This window comes from Halomonas sp. BC2 (assembly GCF_002078115.1).
Lineage (GTDB): Bacteria > Pseudomonadota > Gammaproteobacteria > Pseudomonadales > Halomonadaceae > Vreelandella > Vreelandella stevensii.
This window is the reverse complement of record NZ_LFGT01000003.1, coordinates 1-21,476: the sequence shown is the minus strand read 5'-3', so window position 1 is coordinate 21,476 and position 21,476 is coordinate 1. Positions and strand designations below refer to the sequence as shown.

General features: G+C 61.0%; 20 protein-coding genes and 1 pseudogene. 13 read left to right on the top strand and 8 right to left on the bottom strand.

The window, feature by feature from the left end:
- Positions 1–155: 155 nt before the first annotated feature.
- From cmk to B7L71_RS01445, 6 genes are all read right to left on the bottom strand, one after another.
- A complete protein-coding gene (gene cmk / locus B7L71_RS01470) occupies positions 156–845 on the bottom strand; it encodes a (d)CMP kinase (RefSeq protein WP_081135448.1) in 690 nt (229 codons plus the stop codon).
- Positions 835–3,123, bottom strand: coding sequence for a bifunctional prephenate dehydrogenase/3-phosphoshikimate 1-carboxyvinyltransferase (locus B7L71_RS01465; protein ID WP_249273149.1), 2,289 nt, complete (start codon positions 3,121–3,123; stop codon positions 835–837). The genes cmk and B7L71_RS01465 overlap by 11 nt, the downstream gene beginning before the upstream one ends.
- Complete coding sequence (pheA, locus tag B7L71_RS01460) at positions 3,120–4,211, bottom strand: prephenate dehydratase (RefSeq protein WP_081135443.1); 1,092 nt, start codon at positions 4,209–4,211, stop codon at positions 3,120–3,122. Before pheA ends, B7L71_RS01465 begins: the two co-directional genes overlap by 4 nt.
- A 5-nt stretch (positions 4,212–4,216) precedes the next feature.
- Positions 4,217–5,320, bottom strand: coding sequence for a 3-phosphoserine/phosphohydroxythreonine transaminase (serC, locus tag B7L71_RS01455; RefSeq protein ID WP_081135440.1), 1,104 nt, complete (start codon positions 5,318–5,320; stop codon positions 4,217–4,219).
- Positions 5,304–8,003 carry a DNA gyrase subunit A gene (gene gyrA, locus B7L71_RS01450; RefSeq protein WP_081135438.1) on the bottom strand — a complete coding sequence of 900 codons (2,700 nt, stop codon included), beginning with the start codon at positions 8,001–8,003 and terminating at the stop codon, positions 5,304–5,306. Before gyrA ends, serC begins: the two co-directional genes overlap by 17 nt.
- A gap of 153 nt (positions 8,004–8,156) precedes the next feature.
- Positions 8,157–8,591, bottom strand: coding sequence for an acyl-CoA thioesterase (locus tag B7L71_RS01445; protein ID WP_081135436.1), 435 nt, complete (start codon positions 8,589–8,591; stop codon positions 8,157–8,159).
- Between the two features lie 184 nt (positions 8,592–8,775).
- On the opposite strand from B7L71_RS01445, the gene B7L71_RS01440 reads away from it, so the two are divergent.
- The 13 genes and pseudogenes from B7L71_RS01440 to nth all read left to right on the top strand — a co-directional run bounded on the left by B7L71_RS01440 (position 8,776) and on the right by nth (position 19,613).
- Positions 8,776–9,741, top strand: a complete 966-nt coding sequence (locus B7L71_RS01440; RefSeq protein ID WP_016913748.1) for a recombination-associated protein RdgC — start codon at positions 8,776–8,778, stop codon at positions 9,739–9,741.
- 35 nt (positions 9,742–9,776) lie between these two features.
- Positions 9,777–10,958: a 1-acyl-sn-glycerol-3-phosphate acyltransferase gene (locus B7L71_RS01435; protein WP_081135434.1), complete on the top strand. Its 1,182-nt coding sequence runs from the start codon at positions 9,777–9,779 to the stop codon at positions 10,956–10,958.
- 132 nt (positions 10,959–11,090) lie between these two features.
- Complete coding sequence (locus B7L71_RS01430; protein ID WP_039178116.1) at positions 11,091–11,372, top strand: hypothetical protein; 282 nt, start codon at positions 11,091–11,093, stop codon at positions 11,370–11,372.
- Between the two features lie 84 nt (positions 11,373–11,456).
- Positions 11,457–13,493: a methionine--tRNA ligase gene (gene metG / locus B7L71_RS01425; RefSeq protein ID WP_081135431.1), complete on the top strand. Its 2,037-nt coding sequence runs from the start codon at positions 11,457–11,459 to the stop codon at positions 13,491–13,493.
- Positions 13,494–13,799: 306 nt separating this feature from the next.
- The gene (gene rsxA, locus B7L71_RS01420) at positions 13,800–14,387 is read left to right on the top strand and encodes an electron transport complex subunit RsxA (RefSeq protein WP_016913743.1); all 588 of its coding nucleotides are present in this window, start codon (positions 13,800–13,802) and stop codon (positions 14,385–14,387) included.
- Positions 14,387–14,968 (top strand): electron transport complex subunit RsxB, encoded by a 582-nt coding sequence (gene rsxB / locus B7L71_RS01415; RefSeq protein ID WP_039178126.1) that lies wholly within the window; start codon positions 14,387–14,389, stop codon positions 14,966–14,968. Before rsxA ends, rsxB begins: the two co-directional genes overlap by 1 nt.
- On the top strand, positions 14,955–15,245 hold the full coding sequence (locus B7L71_RS17940) for a hypothetical protein (RefSeq protein WP_446497336.1): 291 nt from the start codon (positions 14,955–14,957) through the stop codon (positions 15,243–15,245). Before rsxB ends, B7L71_RS17940 begins: the two co-directional genes overlap by 14 nt.
- Complete coding sequence (gene rsxC / locus B7L71_RS01410) at positions 15,246–16,622, top strand: electron transport complex subunit RsxC (protein ID WP_446497335.1); 1,377 nt, start codon at positions 15,246–15,248, stop codon at positions 16,620–16,622. It begins immediately after the preceding gene.
- Positions 16,570–16,857 (top strand): annotated as a pseudogene (locus tag B7L71_RS17935) (RnfABCDGE type electron transport complex subunit D); the annotation flags it as partial. The gene rsxC and the pseudogene B7L71_RS17935, both read left to right, overlap by 53 nt.
- Before the next feature lie 70 nt (positions 16,858–16,927).
- On the top strand, positions 16,928–17,632 hold the full coding sequence (locus tag B7L71_RS01405; protein WP_446497334.1) for an RnfABCDGE type electron transport complex subunit D: 705 nt from the start codon (positions 16,928–16,930) through the stop codon (positions 17,630–17,632).
- Entirely contained in the window at positions 17,629–18,264 is a 636-nt protein-coding gene (locus tag B7L71_RS01400) for an RnfABCDGE type electron transport complex subunit G (protein ID WP_081135428.1), read from the top strand. Before B7L71_RS01405 ends, B7L71_RS01400 begins: the two co-directional genes overlap by 4 nt.
- Positions 18,261–18,959 (top strand): electron transport complex subunit E, encoded by a 699-nt coding sequence (locus tag B7L71_RS01395; protein ID WP_081135426.1) that lies wholly within the window; start codon positions 18,261–18,263, stop codon positions 18,957–18,959. The genes B7L71_RS01400 and B7L71_RS01395 overlap by 4 nt, the downstream gene beginning before the upstream one ends.
- A 15-nt stretch (positions 18,960–18,974) precedes the next feature.
- Positions 18,975–19,613 (top strand): endonuclease III, encoded by a 639-nt coding sequence (nth, locus tag B7L71_RS01390; RefSeq protein WP_081135423.1) that lies wholly within the window; start codon positions 18,975–18,977, stop codon positions 19,611–19,613.
- Between the two features lie 87 nt (positions 19,614–19,700).
- On the opposite strand, the gene B7L71_RS01385 is transcribed toward nth, so the two are convergent.
- Together B7L71_RS01385 and B7L71_RS01380 are read right to left on the bottom strand one after the other, a co-directional pair.
- Positions 19,701–20,753: a tRNA-queuosine alpha-mannosyltransferase domain-containing protein gene (locus B7L71_RS01385; protein ID WP_081135420.1), complete on the bottom strand. Its 1,053-nt coding sequence runs from the start codon at positions 20,751–20,753 to the stop codon at positions 19,701–19,703.
- A partial coding sequence (locus B7L71_RS01380) for an ArsA family ATPase (RefSeq protein ID WP_081135418.1) occupies positions 20,753–21,476 on the bottom strand: 724 nt, incomplete at its 5' end. The genes B7L71_RS01380 and B7L71_RS01385, both read right to left, overlap by 1 nt.

The window sequence follows — 21,476 nt, the reverse complement described above, 5'->3', positions numbered from 1 at the left end:
GCATAACTGCCTTCTCCGTACCACCAGCGAGTACGGGCCTAATGTCATTCAGCTTCTGGAGGTGTTAGCGCTGGTTGGACCTGACCGGGCTCACTAAGATATTACTGTCGCCCTGCCACGTCGTGACACCTTTCCAAAAACGCCGCAAGGGAGAATCAAGCGCCGTCAAACATGCCCCGTTGGGCAAGCAGCTCGGTTAGCCGATCAACCACTTCCGGTATACTCAGGCGCGTGGTGTCAAGCGTGATGGCATCATCTGCCGGCTTGAGCGGAGCCACACTGCGCTGCGTGTCGCGTGCATCGCGTGCCTGAATCTCCTTCAAAAGACTCGACAGACTAGCATCCACCCCTGCTTCCTGCAACTGCAGATGCCGTCTACGCGCCCTTTCCTCGGCACTGGCAGTCAAAAAAATCTTCAGCGGCGCCTCTGGAAACACCACTGTGCCCATATCGCGTCCATCCGCCACCAGGCCAGGGAACTGGCAAAAATCACGCTGTCGCTGCAGCAGCGCAGCGCGTACCTTTGGCAATGCGGCCACCTGGGAAGCACGCTCGCCCGCTTGCTCGGTACGAATGAGCCGACTGACGTCTTCGCCTTCCAGCAGCGTGCGTGGCTGACCCTCTTCCACCGGGAAAGCAACGTCCAGGGTTGCTGCGATATCGGCCAGCGCCGCTTCGTCATCCAACGCCACGTGATGCTTGACGGCCGCCTGGGCCGTCAACCGATAGAGCGCACCGCTATCCAGCAAATGCCAGCCCAGTCGTTCAGCCACCAGGCTGCTGATCGTGCCTTTACCGGCACCGCCGGGGCCATCGATGGTCAGCACAGGAGCGTTAGCGGTCATGGACGCCCTCCACATCGACACGCATACCGATACGCTGAGCCAGCGTCACGAAGTCAGGGAAGGACGTTGCCACGTTGGCGCAATCGTCGATGACGATCTCAGCACCCGCGCGCAGGGAGGCAATCGCAAACGCCATGGCAATGCGGTGATCGCCGAGGCTATCGATGCGGCCACCGCCGTAACTCGGCACGCTCTCGTCACCGTTACCGATGATGTCGATGCCGTCTTCCACGACCGTATGCTCGACCCCCAGAATCGCCAAACCATCTGCCATGGCCTGAATACGGTCCGACTCTTTGACGCGCAGCTCTTCAGCTCCGCGCAGCCGCGTGGTGCCTTGTGCATTGGCCGCCGCAATGAACAGCGCCGGGAATTCATCGATGGCGAGCGGCACTTGATCGACAGGAATATCGATACCCTTCAGCGGCGCATAGCGAATACGGATGTCCGCCACGGGCTCACCGCCTACCTCGCGCTGGTTTTCAAGCGTCAGGTCAGCGCCCATCAGGGTCAGAATATTGATGACACCGATACGCGTCGGATTGATACCCACGTGCTCCAGCGTGATGTCGGAACCTGGGGTAATGGCCGCGGCGACCAGGAAGAAGGTAGCCGAAGAGATATCGGAGGGCACGTCAATCGGCCCCGCCGTCAGTTGACCGCCTCCCTGCAGCCAGCAGGTGTCGCCCTCGCGAGAAACGGCGTAGCCAAACCCGTTGAGCATCCGCTCGGTATGATCGCGAGTCGGCGCTGGCTCGCGCACGCGGGTCTCTCCCTCTGCGTAGAGCCCTGCCAGCAGCAGGCACGACTTCACCTGAGCACTGGCCATGGGCATATCATAATGAATGCCTTTCAGCGCAGCGCCGCCATGAATCCTCAATGGCGGACGACCACCCTCTGCCGTATCGATGGTCGCTCCCATCAGTCGCAGCGGGTCTGCCACACGCCCCATGGGGCGCTTGGTGAGTGACTCATCACCGGTCAATTCGCTATCGAACGCCTGACCCGCCAGCAGCCCGGCAAACAGGCGCATGGCAGTGCCAGAGTTACCTACATACAGCGGGCCTGCCGGCGCCTTGAGGCCGTGCATGCCAACCCCATGAATGGTCACACGCCCCTGGTGCGGGCCTTCGATGGCTACCCCCATTTCACGAAAGGCCTGCAAGGTGGCCAGACTATCTTCGCCCTCCAGGAAGCCTTTGACCTCGGTCACCCCTTCGGCCAACGCGCCAAGCATGATCGAGCGGTGAGACATGGATTTATCGCCCGGCACCCGCAAACGCCCCTGCGCCTGGCCGCCTGGCTGCACGCGATAAGTCACTTGACCGTGTGGTTGCATATGATATTCCGCCTGATAACTGGTTTTATTCAATAACGTATCAAAATAGTGGCGAGCATGACTGGCCCGATCGAAGGTGGCAATCATCGCATCGCTGTCGGCACTTTCTACCGCTTGGCGCAGCCGCTTGAGCCCCGCTTCGAAATCATCCAGAGAAGAAAGCACGGCGTCACGATTGGCCACGAAAATATCGCGCCACATGACCGGGTCGCTGCCTGCAATACGGGTAAAATCACGAAACCCGCCCGCGGCATAGCGGAAGATATCCAGCCGCTCGTCCTGCCGCGCCAGCGTGTCCACCAGTGAAAATGCCAACAAGTGGGGCAAGTGACTGGTGCGCGCCAGCACCTGATCATGGCGCTCGACGCTCATTTGCAGCACGTCGGCGCCACAGGCTCTCCACAAGGTTTCTACTCGCGCCAGCGCTACCGGGTCGACATCCGGCTCCGGCGTCAGGATCACCTTGTGATTAACGTACAGCGATGGATTGGCGGCTGCCACACCGCTTTTCTCGGAGCCCGCAATAGGATGACCCAGCACGATATTGGGCATGACACGGCCGAATACGCGCTCGGCACAATCACGTATGGTGGCCTTGGTACTGCCTACGTCGGTGATCACGACATCGGGAGCCGCCTGATCGAGAGAACGCGACAGCGTGCTCATCACGCTTTCCATGGCCAGCACCGGCACCGCCAGCACGACCATGGAAACGTCTTTCAAGCAGTTGGCAAGCTCGACACCGCCGGCATCCACCAGCCCCAGCTCGATGCCCAATGCCACTTCCTGCTCATTGGGGTCGCAGGCGATGATCTGGCCAGCGTAGCCCGAGGCACGCAATGCGGCAGCCAAGGAGCTGCCGATCAGACCAAGGCCGACAATCAGAATGCGCGGTTCGACACACGCCACCCGAGGTGCAAGAGAAGGTGAAACCGTCACAGCACACCCTGAGGGTAGGAACCCAGCACCCGCAGTTCAGAGGCGCGCAGGCGAACTTCTTCCAGCACCGCAGCCACCTGGGGCTCGTCACGGTGGCCCTTGAAGTCGATGAAGAAGACGTAGTTCCACACACCGGTGCGCGAGGGCCGCGTTTCGATACGCGTCAGATCGATCTTGTGGCGGTGGAAGGGCTCCAACAAATCGTGCAGCGCACCGGGCTGGTTACGCATTGCCACGACGATGGAGGTCTTGTCTTCGCCCGACATGGGCACGTCCTGATTGCCAATGATCAGGAAGCGCGTGGAGTTGTCCGGCCGATCTTCGATTTTGTCGGCAATGCGCTCCAGGCCATAAAGCTTGGCGGCCATGTCGCCGGCAATCGCGGCGCTGTGCCACTCGGTTTTCACCAGCTTGGCGGCTTCGGCGTTGGAAGAGACCGGCACCCGCTCGGCATGAGGGTAGTGAGCATCCAGCCACTTGCGGCACTGACCGAACGACTGAGGGTGCGAATAGATGCGTGACACCTTCTCTTTACGCGTGGTTTCACTGATCAAGAGATGGTGGTGAATGCGCAGCACCACTTCACCACAAATCCTGATAGAGGAGTCCATGAACGTGTCGAGGGTGTGATTGACCACCCCTTCGGTGGAGTTCTCGACGGGAACGACGCCATAGTTGACGGCCCCCGCCTCCACTTCCCGAAACACTTCATCGATGGCCGCCATGGGCAGGCTGACGGCGCTTTCACCGAAATGCTTCAACGCGGCCTGCTGGGTGAAGGTGCCTTCAGGCCCGAGATAAGCCACCTTGACCGGCTGCTCAAGCGCCAGGCAGGCAGACATGATTTCGCGAAACAGCCGCGCCATTTCTTCGGAGTCCAAAGGCCCCTTGTTCAACGCCATGATACGACGCAGCACCTGGGCTTCGCGCTCCGGACGGTAGAACACCGCATCCTTGTCCTGAGCCAGCTTGACGTGAGCCACCTGCTGGGCACAGTTGGCCCGCTCACTGATCAAACGCAGAATATCGCCATCCAGCTGGTCGATACGTTGACGCAAGTCGTCGAGATTGATCGGCGTATCGGACATGGGGGTTAGCCTCTTCGTTGTTCGAAATCTGCCATGAAGGCAATTAACGCATCCACCGCATCTTCCGGCACCGCGTTATACAAGCTGGCACGCATGCCGCCGACGCTGCGGTGACCCTTGAGATTCAGCAGTCCGGCCTCGTCGGCCTCCTTGAGGAAGGCACCATCCAGCCGGTCATCCGCCAGCACGAACGGCACGTTCATGCGCGACCGATTGGCTGTGGCGATAGGATTGCTGTAGAAGTCACTGCCATCGATGGCCGCGTAAAGTTTTTGCGCCTTGCGCTGGTTCATGCGGTCCATGGCGTCCAGCCCGCCAATGTCGTTTTTCAACCACTGAAACACCAGGCCCGAGAGGTACCAGGCGTAGGTAGGCGGGGTATTCACCATCGAGCCTGCGTCAGCCAGCATCTGGTAGTCGAACAGCGAAGGGACGCTTGCAGGCGCCTTGCCCAGCAGATCATCGCGGACGATCACGATGGTCAATCCCGCCGGACCGATGTTCTTCTGCGCCCCGGCATAAATCACCCCGAAGTCGCTGACATCGACAGGCCCCGACAGGATATTGGAGGACATGTCGCAGACCAGGGGCACGTCGCTGCCATCGGCACGGGTGACGTCTGGCACGTAGTCGAACTCAAGCCCTCCAATGGTTTCATTGGAGGTGTAATGCAGGTAGGCCGCGTCGCTGCTGAGCGACAGGGAGGCTTCGTCAGGCACCGCCAGATGTCCATTGGACTCGCTGCTGCCCGCCACATGGCAGGCAAAACCGAGTCGCTTGGCTTCGCTCAGCGCCTTCTTGCCCCAAATGCCCGTCTGGATGAAGTTGGCACTACCGCCCCCACCCAGCAGGTTCATGGGGAGCATGGCAAACTGCATGCTGGCACCGCCCTGAAGAAACAGCACCTTGTACTGATCAGGGATGGCCAGCAGAGACCGCAGATCGGCTTCTGCCTGCTCGGCAATGGCAATGAACTCATCGCTGCGATGACTCATTTCCATCACCGACAAACCGCGCCCCTGATAGTCGAGCAGCTCACTGCGAGCACGCTCCAGTACGGCAACAGGCAGGGCCGCGGGCCCTGCGCAAAAATTATAATGACGTGTCATCGGTTCCCGGTTCCTGTGCGCCATTGTCTTGTTCGTCTGGCTCGACCGCCTCGGGCGCTCCCGTATCTTCGGGCTCATCGACACGCACGGTTTTCACCAGCTGCTCTTCTTTGCCCAGGCGAATCAGCATCACGCCCTGGGTATTACGCGACGTGATCGACACTTCTTCCACCCGCGTACGCACCAGGGTGCCACGGTCGGTGATCAGCATCATTTCATCGCTGTCATACACTTGCATGGCCGCCACCAGGGCGCCGTTGCGCTCACTGGTCTGCATGGCAATCACACCCTGCCCACCGCGACCACGCAGCGGGAACTCTTCGAGGCGCGTGCGCTTGCCATAGCCCTTCACACTGGCGGTGAGGATGTAGATCTGACCATCGCTCTGCGCCAGCTCGGCGGCATCTGCCGAGGCTTCCTGCTCGGCATCGGCGTCCGCTTCAGCATCGATTTGCTGGCTCTTGGGAATGATCAGGCTGATCACTTCCGCGTCGTCCAGCAGGCGCATGCCGCGCACACCGCGAGCGGTACGGCCCATGGCGCGCACGTTGCCTTCCTCGAAACGAATCGCCTTGCCATTGGAAGAGAGCAGCATGACGTGGTCGCTGCCCGAGGTAATCGCAGCCCCCACCAGGCGGTCGCCCTCTTCCAGATCGATGGCAATCAAGCCCACGCTGCGCGGGCGAGAGAACTGCTCGAGACTGGTGCGCTTGACGGTACCGTTGGCGGTGGCGAAGAAAATGTAGTGTTCGGGGTCGTAGTCACGCACAGGCAGGATGGCGTTGACCGACTCGCCCTCTTCCAGCGGCAGCATGTTCACCAACGGCTTGCCGCGTGAACCACGGCTGGCGTTGGGCATCTCGTACACCTTCAGCCAATACACCTTGCCACGGTTGGAGAACAGCAGCACCGTGTCATGGGTCGAGGCAACCAGCAGATGCTCGATGACGTCCTCGTCCTTCATGGCCGTGGCGGACTTGCCGCGACCACCCCGACGCTGGGCCTGATAGTCCGAAAGCGGCTGCGTCTTGGCGTAGCCCGAACGCGACACCGTGACCACCATGTCCTCTTCGGCAATCAGGTCTTCGATGGACAGGTCCAGGTGGCTGGCCTGAATTTCCGTGCGACGGTCGTCGCCGAACTGGTCGCGCACCGCATGCAGCTCTTCCCGAATCACCTCCATGAGGCGGTCGGCAGAGGCAAGAATTTCTGTGAACTCGGCAATCTTTTCGAGAATCGACAGGTACTCATCCAGCAGCTTTTCGGTTTCGAGGCCGGTCAAGCGGTGCAGACGCAGTTCCAGAATCGCCTGAGCCTGAGCAGGCGAAAGGCGATACTCGGTGGCCGAGGGATTCAGTCCAAACCCTTCATCCAGGTCTTCGGGCTTGCAGGAAGTGGCTCCGGCACGCTCCAGCATGGCCGTCACCTGGCCCGGCTGCCATACCTTGTCCAGCAGCTTTTCGCGGGCTTCGGCGGCATTGGGCGATGCCTTGATCAGCTCGATGACTTCATCGATGTTCGAGATGGCGACGGCTAGGCCTTCCAGCAGATGGCCGCGCTCACGCGCTTTCTTGAGTTCGAACAGGGTACGCCGCGTGACGACTTCCCGACGATGGCGGATGAACGCCTCGAGCATCTCTTTCAGATTGAGTGTGTGCGGCTGGCCATTTTCCAGCGCCACCATGTTGATACCGAAGACGTTCTGAAGCTGGGTCTGGGCAAACAGGTTATTGACCACGACCTCGCCAGACTCACCGCGCTTGACTTCGATCACCACACGCAAGCCATCCTTGTCGGACTCGTCGCGCAGTTCGGCAATGCCCTCGATCTTTTTCTCTTTGACCAGCTCGGCGATCTTCTCGATCAACCGCGCCTTGTTCACCTGATACGGCAGTTCGGTGACGATGATGTGATCACGCCCGGTCTTGTCATCGTGTTCGATGGTGTGACAAGCGCGCACGTAGATGCGTCCACGCCCGGTGCGGTAGGCATCCAGGATACCGGCACGACCATTGATGATGCCGCCGGTGGGGAAATCAGGCCCGGGGATGTACTGCATGAGGTCATCGACGGTCAGGGTGTAGTCGTCGATCAGCGCCAGGCAGCCATCGATCACTTCCCGCATGTTATGGGGAGGAATATTGGTGGCCATGCCCACGGCAATGCCCGAGGAGCCGTTGATCAGCAGGTTCGGCACTTTGGTGGGCAGCACTTCGGGGATACGTTCGGTGCCGTCGTAGTTATCGACCCAATCGACAGTATCTTTTTCGAGATCCGCCAGCAGCTCGTGGGCCAGGCGCGCCATGCGCACCTCGGTGTAACGCATGGCAGCCGCGTTATCGCCGTCGATGGAACCAAAGTTACCCTGACCATCGACCAGCACGTGACGCATGGAGAAGTGCTGTGCCATGCGAACGATGGTGTCATACACCGCACTGTCACCGTGGGGGTGGTACTTACCGATGACATCGCCGACGACACGCGCCGACTTCTTGTACGGTTTGTTCCAGTCATTCCCCAGCTCATGCATGGCAAACAGCACACGGCGATGAACCGGCTTGAGGCCGTCGCGCACATCGGGGAGCGCACGACCAATAATGACACTCATCGCATAGTCGAGGTACGACTGCTTGAGCTCGTCTTCAATATTGACGGGCAAGATTTCTCTGGCGATGTCACCCATGAAAGTCAGATCCTTTGCACTGCATTGGCACTGCGAGAGTTGAAAGCGCTTGAAAATGCCGCCTTTAGCTAACCAGCAAGGCGGCGCGCAGAGTCGCTCACATCATACCACTGCATACGCATCAAGGGCAGTCGGTGACACCTCCATTGCTATTTAAGCCAAAAAGGCCTCTTTGCCGACCTGTAGCCCCATGAGCGCTTCACGCACGTCGCCCTCGATGGTCGCCGCGCGATTTTGCTGCATGTCCAGCAGCACGAAGGTCAGATCCGCTTGGGCGACCACGCTGCCATCCTGACGCACGATGCGGTGATGGCAAAGCGCGCTGCGCTCACTCACGTCGATGATGCCGGTCTGCACCGTGAGATCGTCCCCTTGCAAGGCTGCCGCACGGTAATCGATATTCAGATTCACCACGACGAACGCCCGCTTCGCCTGATGCAGCTGCTTCATCAATTGCGGGTGCTCATCGAAAAATGCCCAGCGCCCCTCCTCCATGAACTCCAGGTAGCGCGCATTGTTGACGTGGCCATAGCCGTCCAGGTGGTAGCCCCGCACGCGCATGGTAACGCTGGAAATCGCTTCAGACATGACAACCTCTTTTATTGATGACAGTGATCAGCAGGCGCAGGCACCTGCCAGTGACAGGCAACATGCCCCACGCAAATCAAACACAAGTTTAAAACTTGTGCAACAGCATGACGGCACACCAGAGTGCTGGCAGGAAAGGCCTGCTTTCGACATAATGTGCCACCTTTTAAACAGGATTGGTGACATGTGGTTCAAGCACCTGCATCTATATCGCCTGCACGGCGCGCCCGAGCTCGACAGCCACACCCTGGCCAACGCGCTGGATGAACACGCCGCCAAGCCATTGGGCAATGCGGATGCTCGCCGACTAGGCTGGACCGCGCCCGCAGGCCGTCTGGGCGGCGGGCAGCGCCTGCACGAGATCCAGGGACATCGGCTGCTGTCGGCACTGCGCCAGGAACGTCTGCTGCCTGCCTCGGTGGTCAAGGAAGAGGTCGATGAGAAAGTCGCCGACATCGAAGCCAGCGAAGGACGCAAGGTGACGCGCAAGGAAAAGACGGCTCTCAAGGAGCAGGTCACCGAAGAGCTGATGCCTCGCGCCTTCGTGCGCAGCCAGAAAATCGACCTCTGGTGGGACACCCAGCATCAGCTGATTGGCATCAATGCCAGCTCGCGCACCCGCGCCGAAGACGTGCTGGACCTGCTGCGGGAAACCCTGGGCAGCCTCAAGGCAACGCCGCTCAGCAGCCAGACGTTGCCGATACGCGCCATGACGACCTGGCTGGGTGACCCCGCCAGCCGCCCCGCCGACCTGCAGCTGGGCGACCAGGTAGAGCTGAAGGCGAAAGGCGATGACGGCGTACTGCGCGCCCGCCAGGTGGACCTGGATAGCGACGAAATACAGCAGCTGCTCGAAAGCGGCCGTCAGGCCAGCAAGCTGGCCATGCAGATAGAGGGCCGCTTGAGCTTCGTGCTGCATGACGACCTTGCTCTGAAATCTCTACGCTTTGGCGATGCGCTGATCGAAGAGGCCGACCACGCTGATGATGGCGACGATGCCCTGGCACGCCTGGAAACCGATTTCATTTTGATGGCCCAATCGCTGTCCGAGGACATTCGCCGCCTCATGGCGTGGCTGGGCGGTGAAACCGAGCGGGAACCGAGTGCGCTCTCCGGCACCCAAGATGGGCACGCCCAACCTTCTCGGTGAATCGATCACTTACTTGCTGACACGTTACGGATCGCATGACTCAACACAATAACGCTCCTTACGCAGACACCACGAGTGACCCTTGGGCCGATATTCGCCCCTATACGGATCATGAGGTTCCTGAAGTTATTGCTCGACTTTCTCACGACACAGAGCTGCTGGATGCGCTGACCCGATTTCGCCTGCCACGCATGGCCAAGTGGGCACCGCCACTGGCCAGGGCGCTGGCTGGTCACGCGGTGCGTCGTGAGGTCAAGGGCGTGACCAGCGTGCATGAATTTCAGATGCGCATTGCCCGTTACATGGAGCGAATGATACGCACCACCACGACGGCTTTTGACGTTTCAGGCCTGGACAAGCTCGACGAGCACAGTGCTTATCTCTTCATCGGCAACCACCGTGACATTTCGCTGGACCCGGCGTTCGTCAACTATGCGCTCTACCAGGCGGGTCGTGATACCGTGCGTATCGCGATTGGCGACAACCTGCTGAAGAAGCCTTACGTCACGGACCTGATGCGCCTGAACAAGAGTTTCATCGTGCCGCGCAGCGCCAGGGGCAAACGTGCCATGCTGGCTGCCTACCAGCAGCTGTCAGGCTACATTCGTCACTCGATCACCGACGACAACCACTCCATCTGGATGGCCCAGCGGGAAGGTCGCGCCAAGAACGGCATCGACCGCACCGACCCCGCCATCATCAAGATGCTGATCATGGCCAAACGGCTTGCCGAGCGCGATATCGTCTTTGGTGAAGCAGTAGCGGAACTCAAGCTGGTGCCCGTTTCCATCAGCTATGAATACGACCCTTGTGACGTGCAAAAAGCCCAGGAGCTGCACGACATCGCTACCCACGGTCGCTATGCCAAAAGCGAATTCGAAGACATTCGCTCCATCGTCTCCGGCATCACCGGCTCCAAAGGCCGCGTTCAGCTGCGCTTTGGCAGCCCGGTAGGCTCGGACATGGAGACCCCTGATGAAGTCGCCGCCGAGATCGACCGCCAGGTCATCGGAGGCTATCGGCTTTTCCCGAGCCACTACCTGGCCCTGGAAGCGCTGGGCGAAGCACCCGAGCTGGTGGCACGTAAGTCGATCACCCGCCAGGACCGCGAACGCTTCAAGGCGCGGCTTGCCGAGGTCCCGGAAGCACTGCGACCCTATTGGCTGGAGCAGTATGCCAACCCCGTCAAGCATAAGGCTGGCAGGCTGAGCCTGTAATCCGGTTGCTCATCGGTCGTGTTGGGCAGGTCATGTGACTTTGCATGCTCAACATGCAAAAAAGTGCTATGGTCAAGGCATTCATTGGTCTCGCTAGGGCACCTGCTCTGGCGTGGTCTTAAGGAGACTCCCATGTCCGCATCAGAAATCCAAAAAACTCGTATTATCAACGAACTGCGTGGATTCATTCGCAAGCTTCTTCAGGATCCCAAAATCCTCGAACAGTCGCTGACCATCGCCCGTCAGCAGCTGTCGGAAGGAAGCAGCCCCGCCATCATGGCGCGCATTGCCAATGAAATTTCCGACACCACCAGCGTGCACATCCCTGAAGACCCTGCCGAGCACTCCGATGCCGACAAGCTGTTTCTGGAACTGCTGCGCGAAGTGGTTCAGGAAGAGCAGGCACTGTACTAGTTGTCGCTGACTGCATGCCAGGTGGCGACACACGTTTATCTCACTCCATTTATTTGTTTTGCCAAGACGGAATCAACCTTCACCATGTCCAACACTGCTCCACGCAACATTCTGGTGACCAGCGCACTGCCCTATGCCAACGGTGCCATCCACCTGGGTCATCTGCTTGAGTACATCCAGACCGACATCTGGGTACGTTTTCAGAAAAGCCGTGGCCAGCAGTGCTACTACGTATGCGCCGACGACGCCCATGGCACGGCCATCATGTTGCGAGCCGAGCAGGAAGGCATCTCCCCGGAAGCGCTGATCGAAAGAGTCTCTCAGGACCATCAGCAAGACTTTGCTCGCTTTGGCGTGGGCTTTGACAACTACCACTCCACCCACTCCGAAGAGAACCGTCACTACAGCGAGCTGATCTACAAACGCCTGCGCGACAAGGGCCATATTGCGACCCGCGACATCGAGCAGATGTACGACCCCCAGAAAGGCCTGTTCCTGGCGGATCGGTTCATCAAGGGCACCTGCCCCAAATGCCATGCTGACGATCAGTACGGGGATAACTGCGAGAAGTGCGGCGCTACTTATACCCCTGCTGATTTGATCAATCCGGTGTCCGCCATTTCCGGCGCCACGCCCGAGGTACGTAGCTCGACCCACTACTTCTTCAAGCTGCCGGACTTCGCCGAGTTCTTGCAACAGTGGATCAACGACGGTCACGTTCAGCCCCAGATTCGCAACAAGCTGATGGAGTGGTTCGAATCCGGCTTCAATGAGTGGGACATTTCTCGGGACGCGCCCTATTTCGGCTTTGAGATCCCGGATGCGCCCGGCAAATATTTCTACGTCTGGCTGGATGCCCCCATCGGCTACCTGGCCAGCTTCAAGAACCTGTGTGACCGCCAGGGCATCGACTTCGACAGCTTCTGGCAGCCGAACTCCAACGCGGAGGTCTACCATTTCATCGGCAAGGATATCGTCTACTTCCACGCCCTGTTCTGGCCGGCCATGCTCCATGGGGCAGAGTTCCGCACGCCCACGGCGGTCAACTGTCACGGCTTCCTGACCGTGGATGGTGCCAAGATGTCCAAGTCCCGTGGCACCTTCATCAAGGCCGCCACCTATGCCGAGCACCTCAACCCCGAGTATCTGCGCTACTACTTTGCCGCCAAGCTGACCTCCAAAGTCGACGACCTCGACCTGAACCTCGATGACTTTGCCGCGCGCGTGAACTCGGATCTGGTCGGCAAGGTCGTGAACATCGCCAGCCGCTGTGCAGGCTTCGTCAAAAAGCTCGGCGGCGGAACGCTCTCCGAACATTGCGCTGAACCGGCCATGGTTGCCCGCTTCATCTCGGCCGGTGAGGATATCGCCGCCGACTTCGAAGCGCGGGAATTCAGCCGCGCCATGCGCAAGATCATAGAGCTGGCCGATGAAGCCAATACCTACATCGCTGACAAAGCGCCCTGGGCACTGGCCAAGCAGGACGGACGCGAACAGGAAGTGCTGGAAATCTGCTCGGTGGGCATCAACCTGTTCCGCCAGCTGATGGTCTATCTGGCGCCGGTGGTGCCGAGCATGGCAGAGCAAGCGCGTGAGTTTATAAATGTTGACACTTTGAATTGGGAGAGTCGTGGTAACGTTCTGGTGAACCACGCTATCAACAAATTCAAACCGCTGATGACTCGGGTAGAGCGAGACAGAATCGACGCCATGATCGACGCTTCCAAGGAGGACCTGGTGGAAGAGCAGAAACTCAAGAATACGCCCAAAGGCCCGCTGGCCGAGGATCCCATCGCCGCCGAGATCAGCTTCGACGATTTCGCCAAAGTCGACCTGCGGATTGCGCGTATCGCCAAGGCACAGTACGTGGAAGGCGCAGACAAGCTGCTGCAGCTGACCCTCGACCTGGGCGGCGAGACCCGCAACGTCTTTTCCGGCATTCGCTCCGCCTACTCTCCAGAAGCGCTGGAAGGACGACTGACCGTGATGGTCGCCAACCTGGCCCCGAGAAAAATGCGCTTCGGCCTGTCAGAAGGTATGGTGTTGGCGTCCGCCAATAACGACGGTATCTATCTGCTCTCCCCGGACTCCGGCGCTGAGCCCGGTCAGCGGGTAACCTGACCAGCGCACCGTACGCAGAGCACGGACCGCCTCAAGGGGCATGGCCAACCGCCTGCCCCTTGTTATTTAGGGCGATGAAATTCAGCGACCATGACAGCGACTCTATATCCATATCGAGCGCCGTCCATCGCGACAACAGAACTGAGTGTACCCATGGTTCATCGCTGGGCTTTGTCATTGCGCTTTGTCGCTGGGCTTTCGCTTTCTCGCTTTGCTGGGTAGCGAAAAGGCGCAAGGCAGACACCGCGCCGTTCGATTTGCATCTCCGCTAGCCAGCGACGCCAGTTCCACGCACAATACGCCGCCATGAACGAACTGTTTGTCATTCTGATCAGCACCGCGCTGGTCAATAATTTCGTGTTGGTCCAGTTTCTTGGCTTATGCCCTTTCATGGGTGTCTCCAACAAGCTGGAGTCGGCCATGGGCATGTCGTTGGCCACCACCTTCGTGCTTACCCTGGCCTCGGCGGCCAGCTACGTGGTGTACCACGGCCTGCTGGTACCGCTGGACATTACCTACCTACGAACGATCAGTTTTATCGTGGTCATTGCTGCCGTCGTACAGTTCACCGAGATCATGGTGCGTCAGCTGAGCCCGCTGCTGCATCAAGTTCTGGGTATTTTCCTGCCCCTGATAACCACCAACTGCGCCGTGCTCGGGGTGGCGCTGCTGTCGCTCAACCGCGAACTGAGCTTCTTCCACACCACCCTCTATGGCCTGGGCGCGGCAGCAGGTTTCTCGCTGGTGCTGGTGCTGTTCGCCGCCATGCGTGAACGGCTGGCCGGTGCCGATATACCAAAGCCGTTCCAGGGCGCCGCCATTGCCATGGTGACCGCCAGCCTGATGTCGCTGGCGTTTCTGGGCTTTTCCGGCCTGGTGCAGGGGGCATCGTGATGGGCGAATCATTGTCATGGTGGGGGGTCGCCAGCGCCGTGGGCGCATTGACCACTCTGGGCCTGCTGTTCGGGGCGCTGCTGGGTTTGGCCAGCGCGCGCTTCAAGGGGGATGAAAATCCCCTGGTGGAGCAGATCGATGCGCTGCTGCCACAAACCCAGTGTGGCCAGTGCGGCTACCCCGGCTGCCGCCCCTACGCCGAAGCGATCAACCAGGGCGATGCCATCAACAAGTGCCCGCCCGGCGGAGACGCCACGGTAGTGGCCCTGGCCGAGCTGCTGGGCCGCGAACCAGCGCCCCTGGATGGCGAAGCCCCCAGCGAAGATCGCGTGGCCTTCATCCGCGAAGCCGAGTGCATTGGCTGCACCAAATGCATTCAGGCCTGCCCGGTGGATGCCATCATCGGCGCGGCCAAACAGATGCACACGGTCATCGAAGACGAATGTACCGGCTGCGATTTATGCGTCGCCCCTTGTCCGGTGGACTGCATCGACATGCTGCCACGGCGCAAGCCGTTGAGTCAGTGGGAGCCCATTATCAGCGACCGCGCAACGCCAGGGAGTGCTCATGTCCCGTCATGATTTTCCCGGCGGCATTTATCCGCCCGAGCGCAAGCGGCGCTCACTCACCGCGCCGCTGAGGGCGGCCCCGCTGCCTGCTCAAGTGGTGTTGCCCCTCGATCAGCATGTCGGCAAACCCGCCCTGCCCTGCGTGGCCGCAGGCGAGCGCGTGAAGGTGGGCACTGTGGTGGCCCGCAAAGGTGGACTGGTATCGGCCAATGTGCATGCCAGCCTGAGCGGCACCGTGCGTGAAGGTCAGCCCTCAGTCGGTGACGATCGTAGGCGACGGCGACGATGAGTGGCAGCGGCTGGCCCCGCTCGACTGGCAGCGGGCGGAGCCTTCAGCGCTGGTGGCACGCCTGGACGACAGGGCCTGGCAGGGCTGGGCGGGGCTGGCTTTCCGACTCACGTCAAAGCGCAGGTCAGTCTGCAGCACCCCATCGATACGCTGGTGGTCAATGCCGCCGAATGCGAGCCCTACATCACCGCCGACGACATGACGCTGCGCCACTATGCCGCCCAGGTGCTGGAAGGCGCGGCAATTTTGGCCACCCTGTGTGCCGCGTCGCGTATCGTCGTGGGTATCGAGGATAACAAGCCCGAGGCACGGCAAGCCCTGCAGGCGGCGCTGCCCCAGGTGCCATCGCCGCTTCCGGTGACGCTCGAGGTGATCGAAACCCGCTACCCCAGCGGGGGCGAGCGACAGCTGATCAAAAAGCTGCTGGGCAGAGACGTGCCCAGCGGCGGCCTGCCAGCGGATGTGGGCGTTCTGTGTCACAACCCGGGGACGCTGCTGGCGGCACAGCAGGCCATCTGTGAGGGCACACCGATGGTCGAGCGCATCGTCACCCTGACAGGCGAGGCCATCGAACGGCCAGGCAACTACTGGGTACGTCTGGGCACCCCGATAAAGGATCTGCTTGAGCAGGCAGGGCTGGCGCCGGATGCCCTGCATCAAGTGGTGGTGGGTGGGCCCATGATGGGGAAATCGCTGGCATCGCTGGACGTTCCGGTCCTCAAAACCACTAACTGCCTGATTGCCGCCACGCGCCAGGAACTGCCCCCAGCGCCAGACGCTTCTCCCTGTATTCGCTGCGGTGCCTGCGAAACCGTCTGCCCGGTGCAGCTGCTGCCCCAGCAGCTGCATTGGCACGCGCAAAGTGGCCATGACGCGGCTCTGGAAAAACAGCACCTGTTCGACTGCATCGAATGCGGTGCCTGCAGTTTCGTATGCCCCAGCCATATCCCGCTGGTGGCGGAATACCGTACGGCCAAACAGCGGATCCGTTTGAAGCGTATCGAAACCGCCAAGGCAGAGCACGCGCGCCACCGCTTCGAGTTCCGCCAGGCCAGGCTGGCCCGAGAAGAGGCGGAGAAGCAGGCTCGCCGCCAGGCGCGGCTTGCCCAGCAGCGTCAGCCGTCGTCATCGGGTGCCGAGCCCCGCAACGCAGAGCTGCCAGCCGTTGACCTGCGCAGCTTGCGTATCGCACAGACCGCGGCCAGGGCGGCGGTCAAAAAAGCCGAGAAGGCGCTGGCCCGCGCCGTGGCAGAAGACCCTCAACAATCCCAGGAGGATCTGGAGATGCAGCTGGCCACTGCCCAGGAAAACCTGCTCGCCGCGGATGCCCGACTGGCCGATGCCAGGGCCCGCGAACGGGAGCACACGACACCATGAGCATGCTCCAGGCCTCGACGCTGGGCCTTGCCCCTCCTCGGCATCGATCATGCGCTGGGTCATCCTGGCAACCCTGCCGGGGCTACTGGCCATGACCTTCTATTTTGGGCTGGGGGTGCTGACCAACGTGGCAGTGGCCGCCGGCGTTGCCATGCTGGCAGAGGCCGCCATACTCGCCCTGCGCCGTCGCCGCGTGGTTGCTACCTTGACCGACGGCAGTGCCCTGCTGACGGGCGTTCTGCTGGGCGCCTCGCTGCCCCCCGGTAGCCCCTGGTGGCTGCTGGCGGTAGGGGGCCATCGCCGCGGTGGTGGTCGCCAAGCAGCTGTATGGAGGGCTGGGGCACAACCCCTTCAATCCGGCCATGGTGGGTTACGCCCTGCTGCTGGTATCGTTTCCAACCTACATGACGCTGTGGCCAGTGCCGCACCAGGCAGGTTCGATGGCGACACTCTGGGCCCAGGTCAGCGGCACCCTCTCCGCTGCCGAGCTGGACGCGCTGAGTGGCGCCACGCCATTGGATGCCTTCAAGCATAAAGGACTGACAGGGGCAGATGAGTTCTGGGCGGCGGCTGCGCTGGAAGACACGGTACAGGCCTGGCGCATGATCGCGCTGGCGTGGCTGGCAGGCGGGTTACTGCTGTTGTTCAAACGAGTGATCAGTTGGCATATTCCGGTTGCCATGCTGGGTAGCATGGCACTGATAGCGGCACTGCTCTACGGCCTGGACAGCGACCACTACGCCTCTCCGCTATTTCATCTGACCATGGGGGCTGCCCTGTTTGGTGCCTTCTTCATTGCCACAGACCCGGTATCGGCGGCGACCAGTCGGCGCGGCAAGCTGTTGTTCGGCATCGGCATTGGGTTGTTGGTCATGATCATCCGCACCTTCGGCGGCTATCCGGATGCCGTCGCCTTTGCCGTGCTGCTGATGAACCTGTGCGTGCCGCTGCTGGATCTTTACAGCGCTCCTGTTCCTACAGGGCACCGACCCCAGGCGAGGCGCCCATGACGCTCTATCAAGCCATGTGGCGTGGGGCGCTGGCGCTGGGCACCTTTGCGCTGGTAACGGCAGGCAGCGTAGCATTGACTCGGGCGCTGACCGCCGAACGCATCGAACAGCACCAGTTGGCCTATCAATATCGCCAGCTGCAGGCAGTGCTGCCAGCTTCGTTGGTCACGGACTCACAGGCATCGCTGCTGGAAGACACCTTCGAGCTGCCGGAGCCCGAACGGCTGGGCCACCGCACGCCCACACACGGCTGGTATGTTCACCACGCAGACGAAGCTGCCGTCGTCCTGCCGGTGATCACCCACCAGGGCTACAGCGGAGCCATTCACCTGCTGGTGGGGATTGACCATGAGGGCCGTATCAGCGGCGTTCGGGTCACTCGGCACCAGGAAACGCCAGGGCTAGGCGATGCCATCGAACGCCAGCGCAGCGACTGGATCACTCGCTTCGATGGCCTGACACGTCACAGTCTACCCCCAGAAAGCTGGGCGGTGCGACAACAGGGCGGCGCGTTCGATGGCTTCACTGGGGCCACCATCACCCCAAGCGCGGTCATTGATGCCGTTCACGATGCCCTGCGCTATGCCCATGAGGTCCCCTTGCCCATCACCATCGAGGAGCCCGAGACATGACGCCATGGCAACAGCTGACCCAGGAAGGGCTCTGGCGCAACAACCCTGCCCTGGTGCAACTACTGGGGCTCTGCCCGCTGCTGGCCGTGAGCGCCAGCGTGGTCAACGCACTGGGGCTGGCGCTGGCCACCCTGCTGGTCATGGTCGGGGCGAGTACGACCATCTCGTTGATTCGCCATCAGGTGCCCAGCGCGGTGCGGCTACCGGCCTTCGTGATGATCATTGCCGCCTTCGTGACCTGCGCCGAGCTGTTGATGGCTGCCTTTGCCTATTCGCTCTATCAGATTCTGGGCATTTTCATCCCCTTGATCGTGACCAACTGCGCCATCCTGGGACGCGCCGATGCGTTTGCCTCGCGCCAGCCGGTGCTGCCTGCGGCGCTGGACGGGTTCATGATGGGGCTCGGGTTCGGCTGGGTGCTAGTCTTGCTGGGGGCGATCAGAGAGCTGCTGGGCCAGGGGACGCTGTTCCACAACATGCATCTGCTGCTGGGCCCCAGGGCCGCCGAGTGGCAGATAACGGTGATGGACGACTATCAGTTTCTGTTTTTCATGCTGCCGCCAGGGGCCTTTTTCGTTGCGGGCCTGCTGATCGCGCTCAAGAATGTACTCGACAAGCGCCAGCGCCGTGCACAGCCCGCCCCCACCCACGAGCGCAGCGAACGCCGCGTCCGGGTCACTGGCATCATCAAATAGTCTGGAGAAACGTTCATGAATGCCCAGAAACGACAGGAGATTTTTGCTCGCCTGCAGGCGGAAAATCCGCACCCCACCACCGAGCTGAACTGGAGCACCCCCTTCGAGCTGCTGGCTGCGGTGCTGCTCTCGGCACAGGCCACCGACGTGGGCGTCAACAAAGCCACCGACCGACTGTTTCCGGTGGCCAACACCCCCGAAGCGATCATTGCGCTGGGCATCGAGGGACTCAAGGAGTACATCAAGACCATCGGCCTGTTCAACACCAAGGCTGAAAACCTGATGAAGACCTGCCATATTCTGGTGAACCAGCATGGCAGCGACGTGCCGCAAACCCGCCAGGCGCTGGAAGCCTTGCCGGGTGTCGGGCGCAAGACCGCCAACGTCATTCTCAACACCGCCTTTGGGCAGCCCACCATCGCCGTGGACACGCATATCTTCCGAGTCTCCAACCGAACGGGCATCGCCAAGGGCAAGGACGTGGTCGAAGTGGAGCAGAAGCTGTTGCGCCATGTACCCAAGGCTTTCAAGCAGGACGCCCATCACTGGCTGATCCTGCATGGCCGCTATACCTGTATCGCTCGCAAGCCACGCTGCGGTAGCTGTATCATCGAGGATCTTTGCGACTATAAAGACAAAACCGAGCTGACCTGAACGTTTGGGCCGCCCCAGGGAGCTGACCAGCAAGATACGACCTCACACGGCCGTGGTGCACTGGCCGACCAGGCGCCTGGACCTGCTTCAGTCCAACAACTGACGATACGCCTCGCGCCACTGGGGCCACTCCCAAGGCGACGTATCCAGCCGCTCAGGGGCGGCCACCGCACCTTGTAGCCACGCGGCAAGGCGCTGATAGAGCCCCTCCCGTGTTCCATCGTAACGGTAGGCGTCAGGATAGAGTTCCGGAAAGCAGAGTCTGTCCGGCACCAGCGGCCACGCGCCACGCTGAGCGGCCTCCATGATGGCCAGCCCCTGAAACTCATGCCAGGTGGTCGACACGACGATACCACCGCCGTTCAACAGCGCCTGATACTGCTCCTCTGGCTGAGGCCCCCAACAGACGAGATGCTGCGCCAGCCGCACCTGCGCCTCGGCAAAGATGGCGGGCTCGTCACGAAACCGTTGGCCCATGACGGCAAGCTCGAAAGGCACGCCCTCCTCACTCAGCCTGAACAACACCGCAAAGAAGTCCTCAGGGTTCTTGTCGTACTCCCAACGGTGGTTCCAGACGATGCGCCGTGGTGGCGGTGCAACGTCGGGCCCCTGCGCCAGCGGCTGCAAGGGCACCGGCAGCACTTTTGCCGAACGCCTCAGCCGCTCCAGCGGCGCGGCGGCCGGCAGGTTCTCGGGCATTTTTTTCAGAAATTGCCTGACGCCCGTAAAAAAGGAGTCGCGGTTATAGGCGGTGTTGAATACCAGGGTATCCGCCGCCAGGGCCGCATAGAGATTGACCATTTTGGCTTCGACCTGGGGCACCTGCTCGCTGGACTCCGGGTAGGCAAACTGGTTCTCGTGGAAATAGACGATCTTGCGGGCCTGGCCCAGGTGCGGAAACAGCCCGACCAGCGTAGCCATGTCTACCATGGAGGTGGCCAGCACCACATCGAAGCGCTGGCTGAGGGTAGCGTATTCCTTCAACCACCAGCTCAGCGGATTACCGCGTATGCGCCAGGCAAAATGGCGCGGTGGCAAGCTCAGCAATGTCCATTCCACATCCGTCAGTTCAGCCATCAAACTGTTTGCCCAGTAACGATGGCTGACCGCCTCGTAGGCGGAAAGCAGCAATACCCGCATTAAAATCCTTGCTGTTCAAGCTGGGCAGCCAACTGCTCCAGCACCTCAATACCTTGTACATCCGTCGGCAGCCAGGGTAGCACGGGGCGCGGCAGGTGGCGAAAATGTTGTTCGATGCGCGCCAGATAAGTGGCCTCCTGCTGCCGCCTGGCTGCCAGGAACTCGCCGTCGGCGTCTGCGGGAATCACCCGATTGATGAGCACCCCCGCCACCGGGATACGCACCTCTTCCAGTGCTTTCACCGCACGATCGGTTTCCAGGATCGGCAGCCGCTCGGGGGTCATGACGAACAAGAAGCTGCACGCGTTTTCATCCTCGATACGTCGTCGTGCCTGGTGAAACAGGCGGCGGCGCTCGATCAGCGTGCTGGCCACATCGCGGGTGCGTTCATCCAGGTCTTCCAGCGGGTCCTGGGTGGGGTCGTCAAAGGGCGTCGCCACGTCCCTGCCTCGCTTGGGGGTCAGATGCTCCAGCACCTTGCCCAACTCGGCGGATTTGCGGTTATGGGCCAGCAGCCCGTCGGTCCACGCGGCCATGGCCTCGGGCAGAGTCAATAGCCTTAGGGTATGCCCCGTGGGCGCCGTATCGAAAATGATCACGTCATAGGGGGCCTCATCGTCCACCATCAGACGAGCCAACCGCTCCAGCAAGGCGGCCTCCTGAGTGCCGGGAGACTGACGTGTCAGGCGCATCTGCCGCTCCAGCTCCTGCATCATTTCTGGC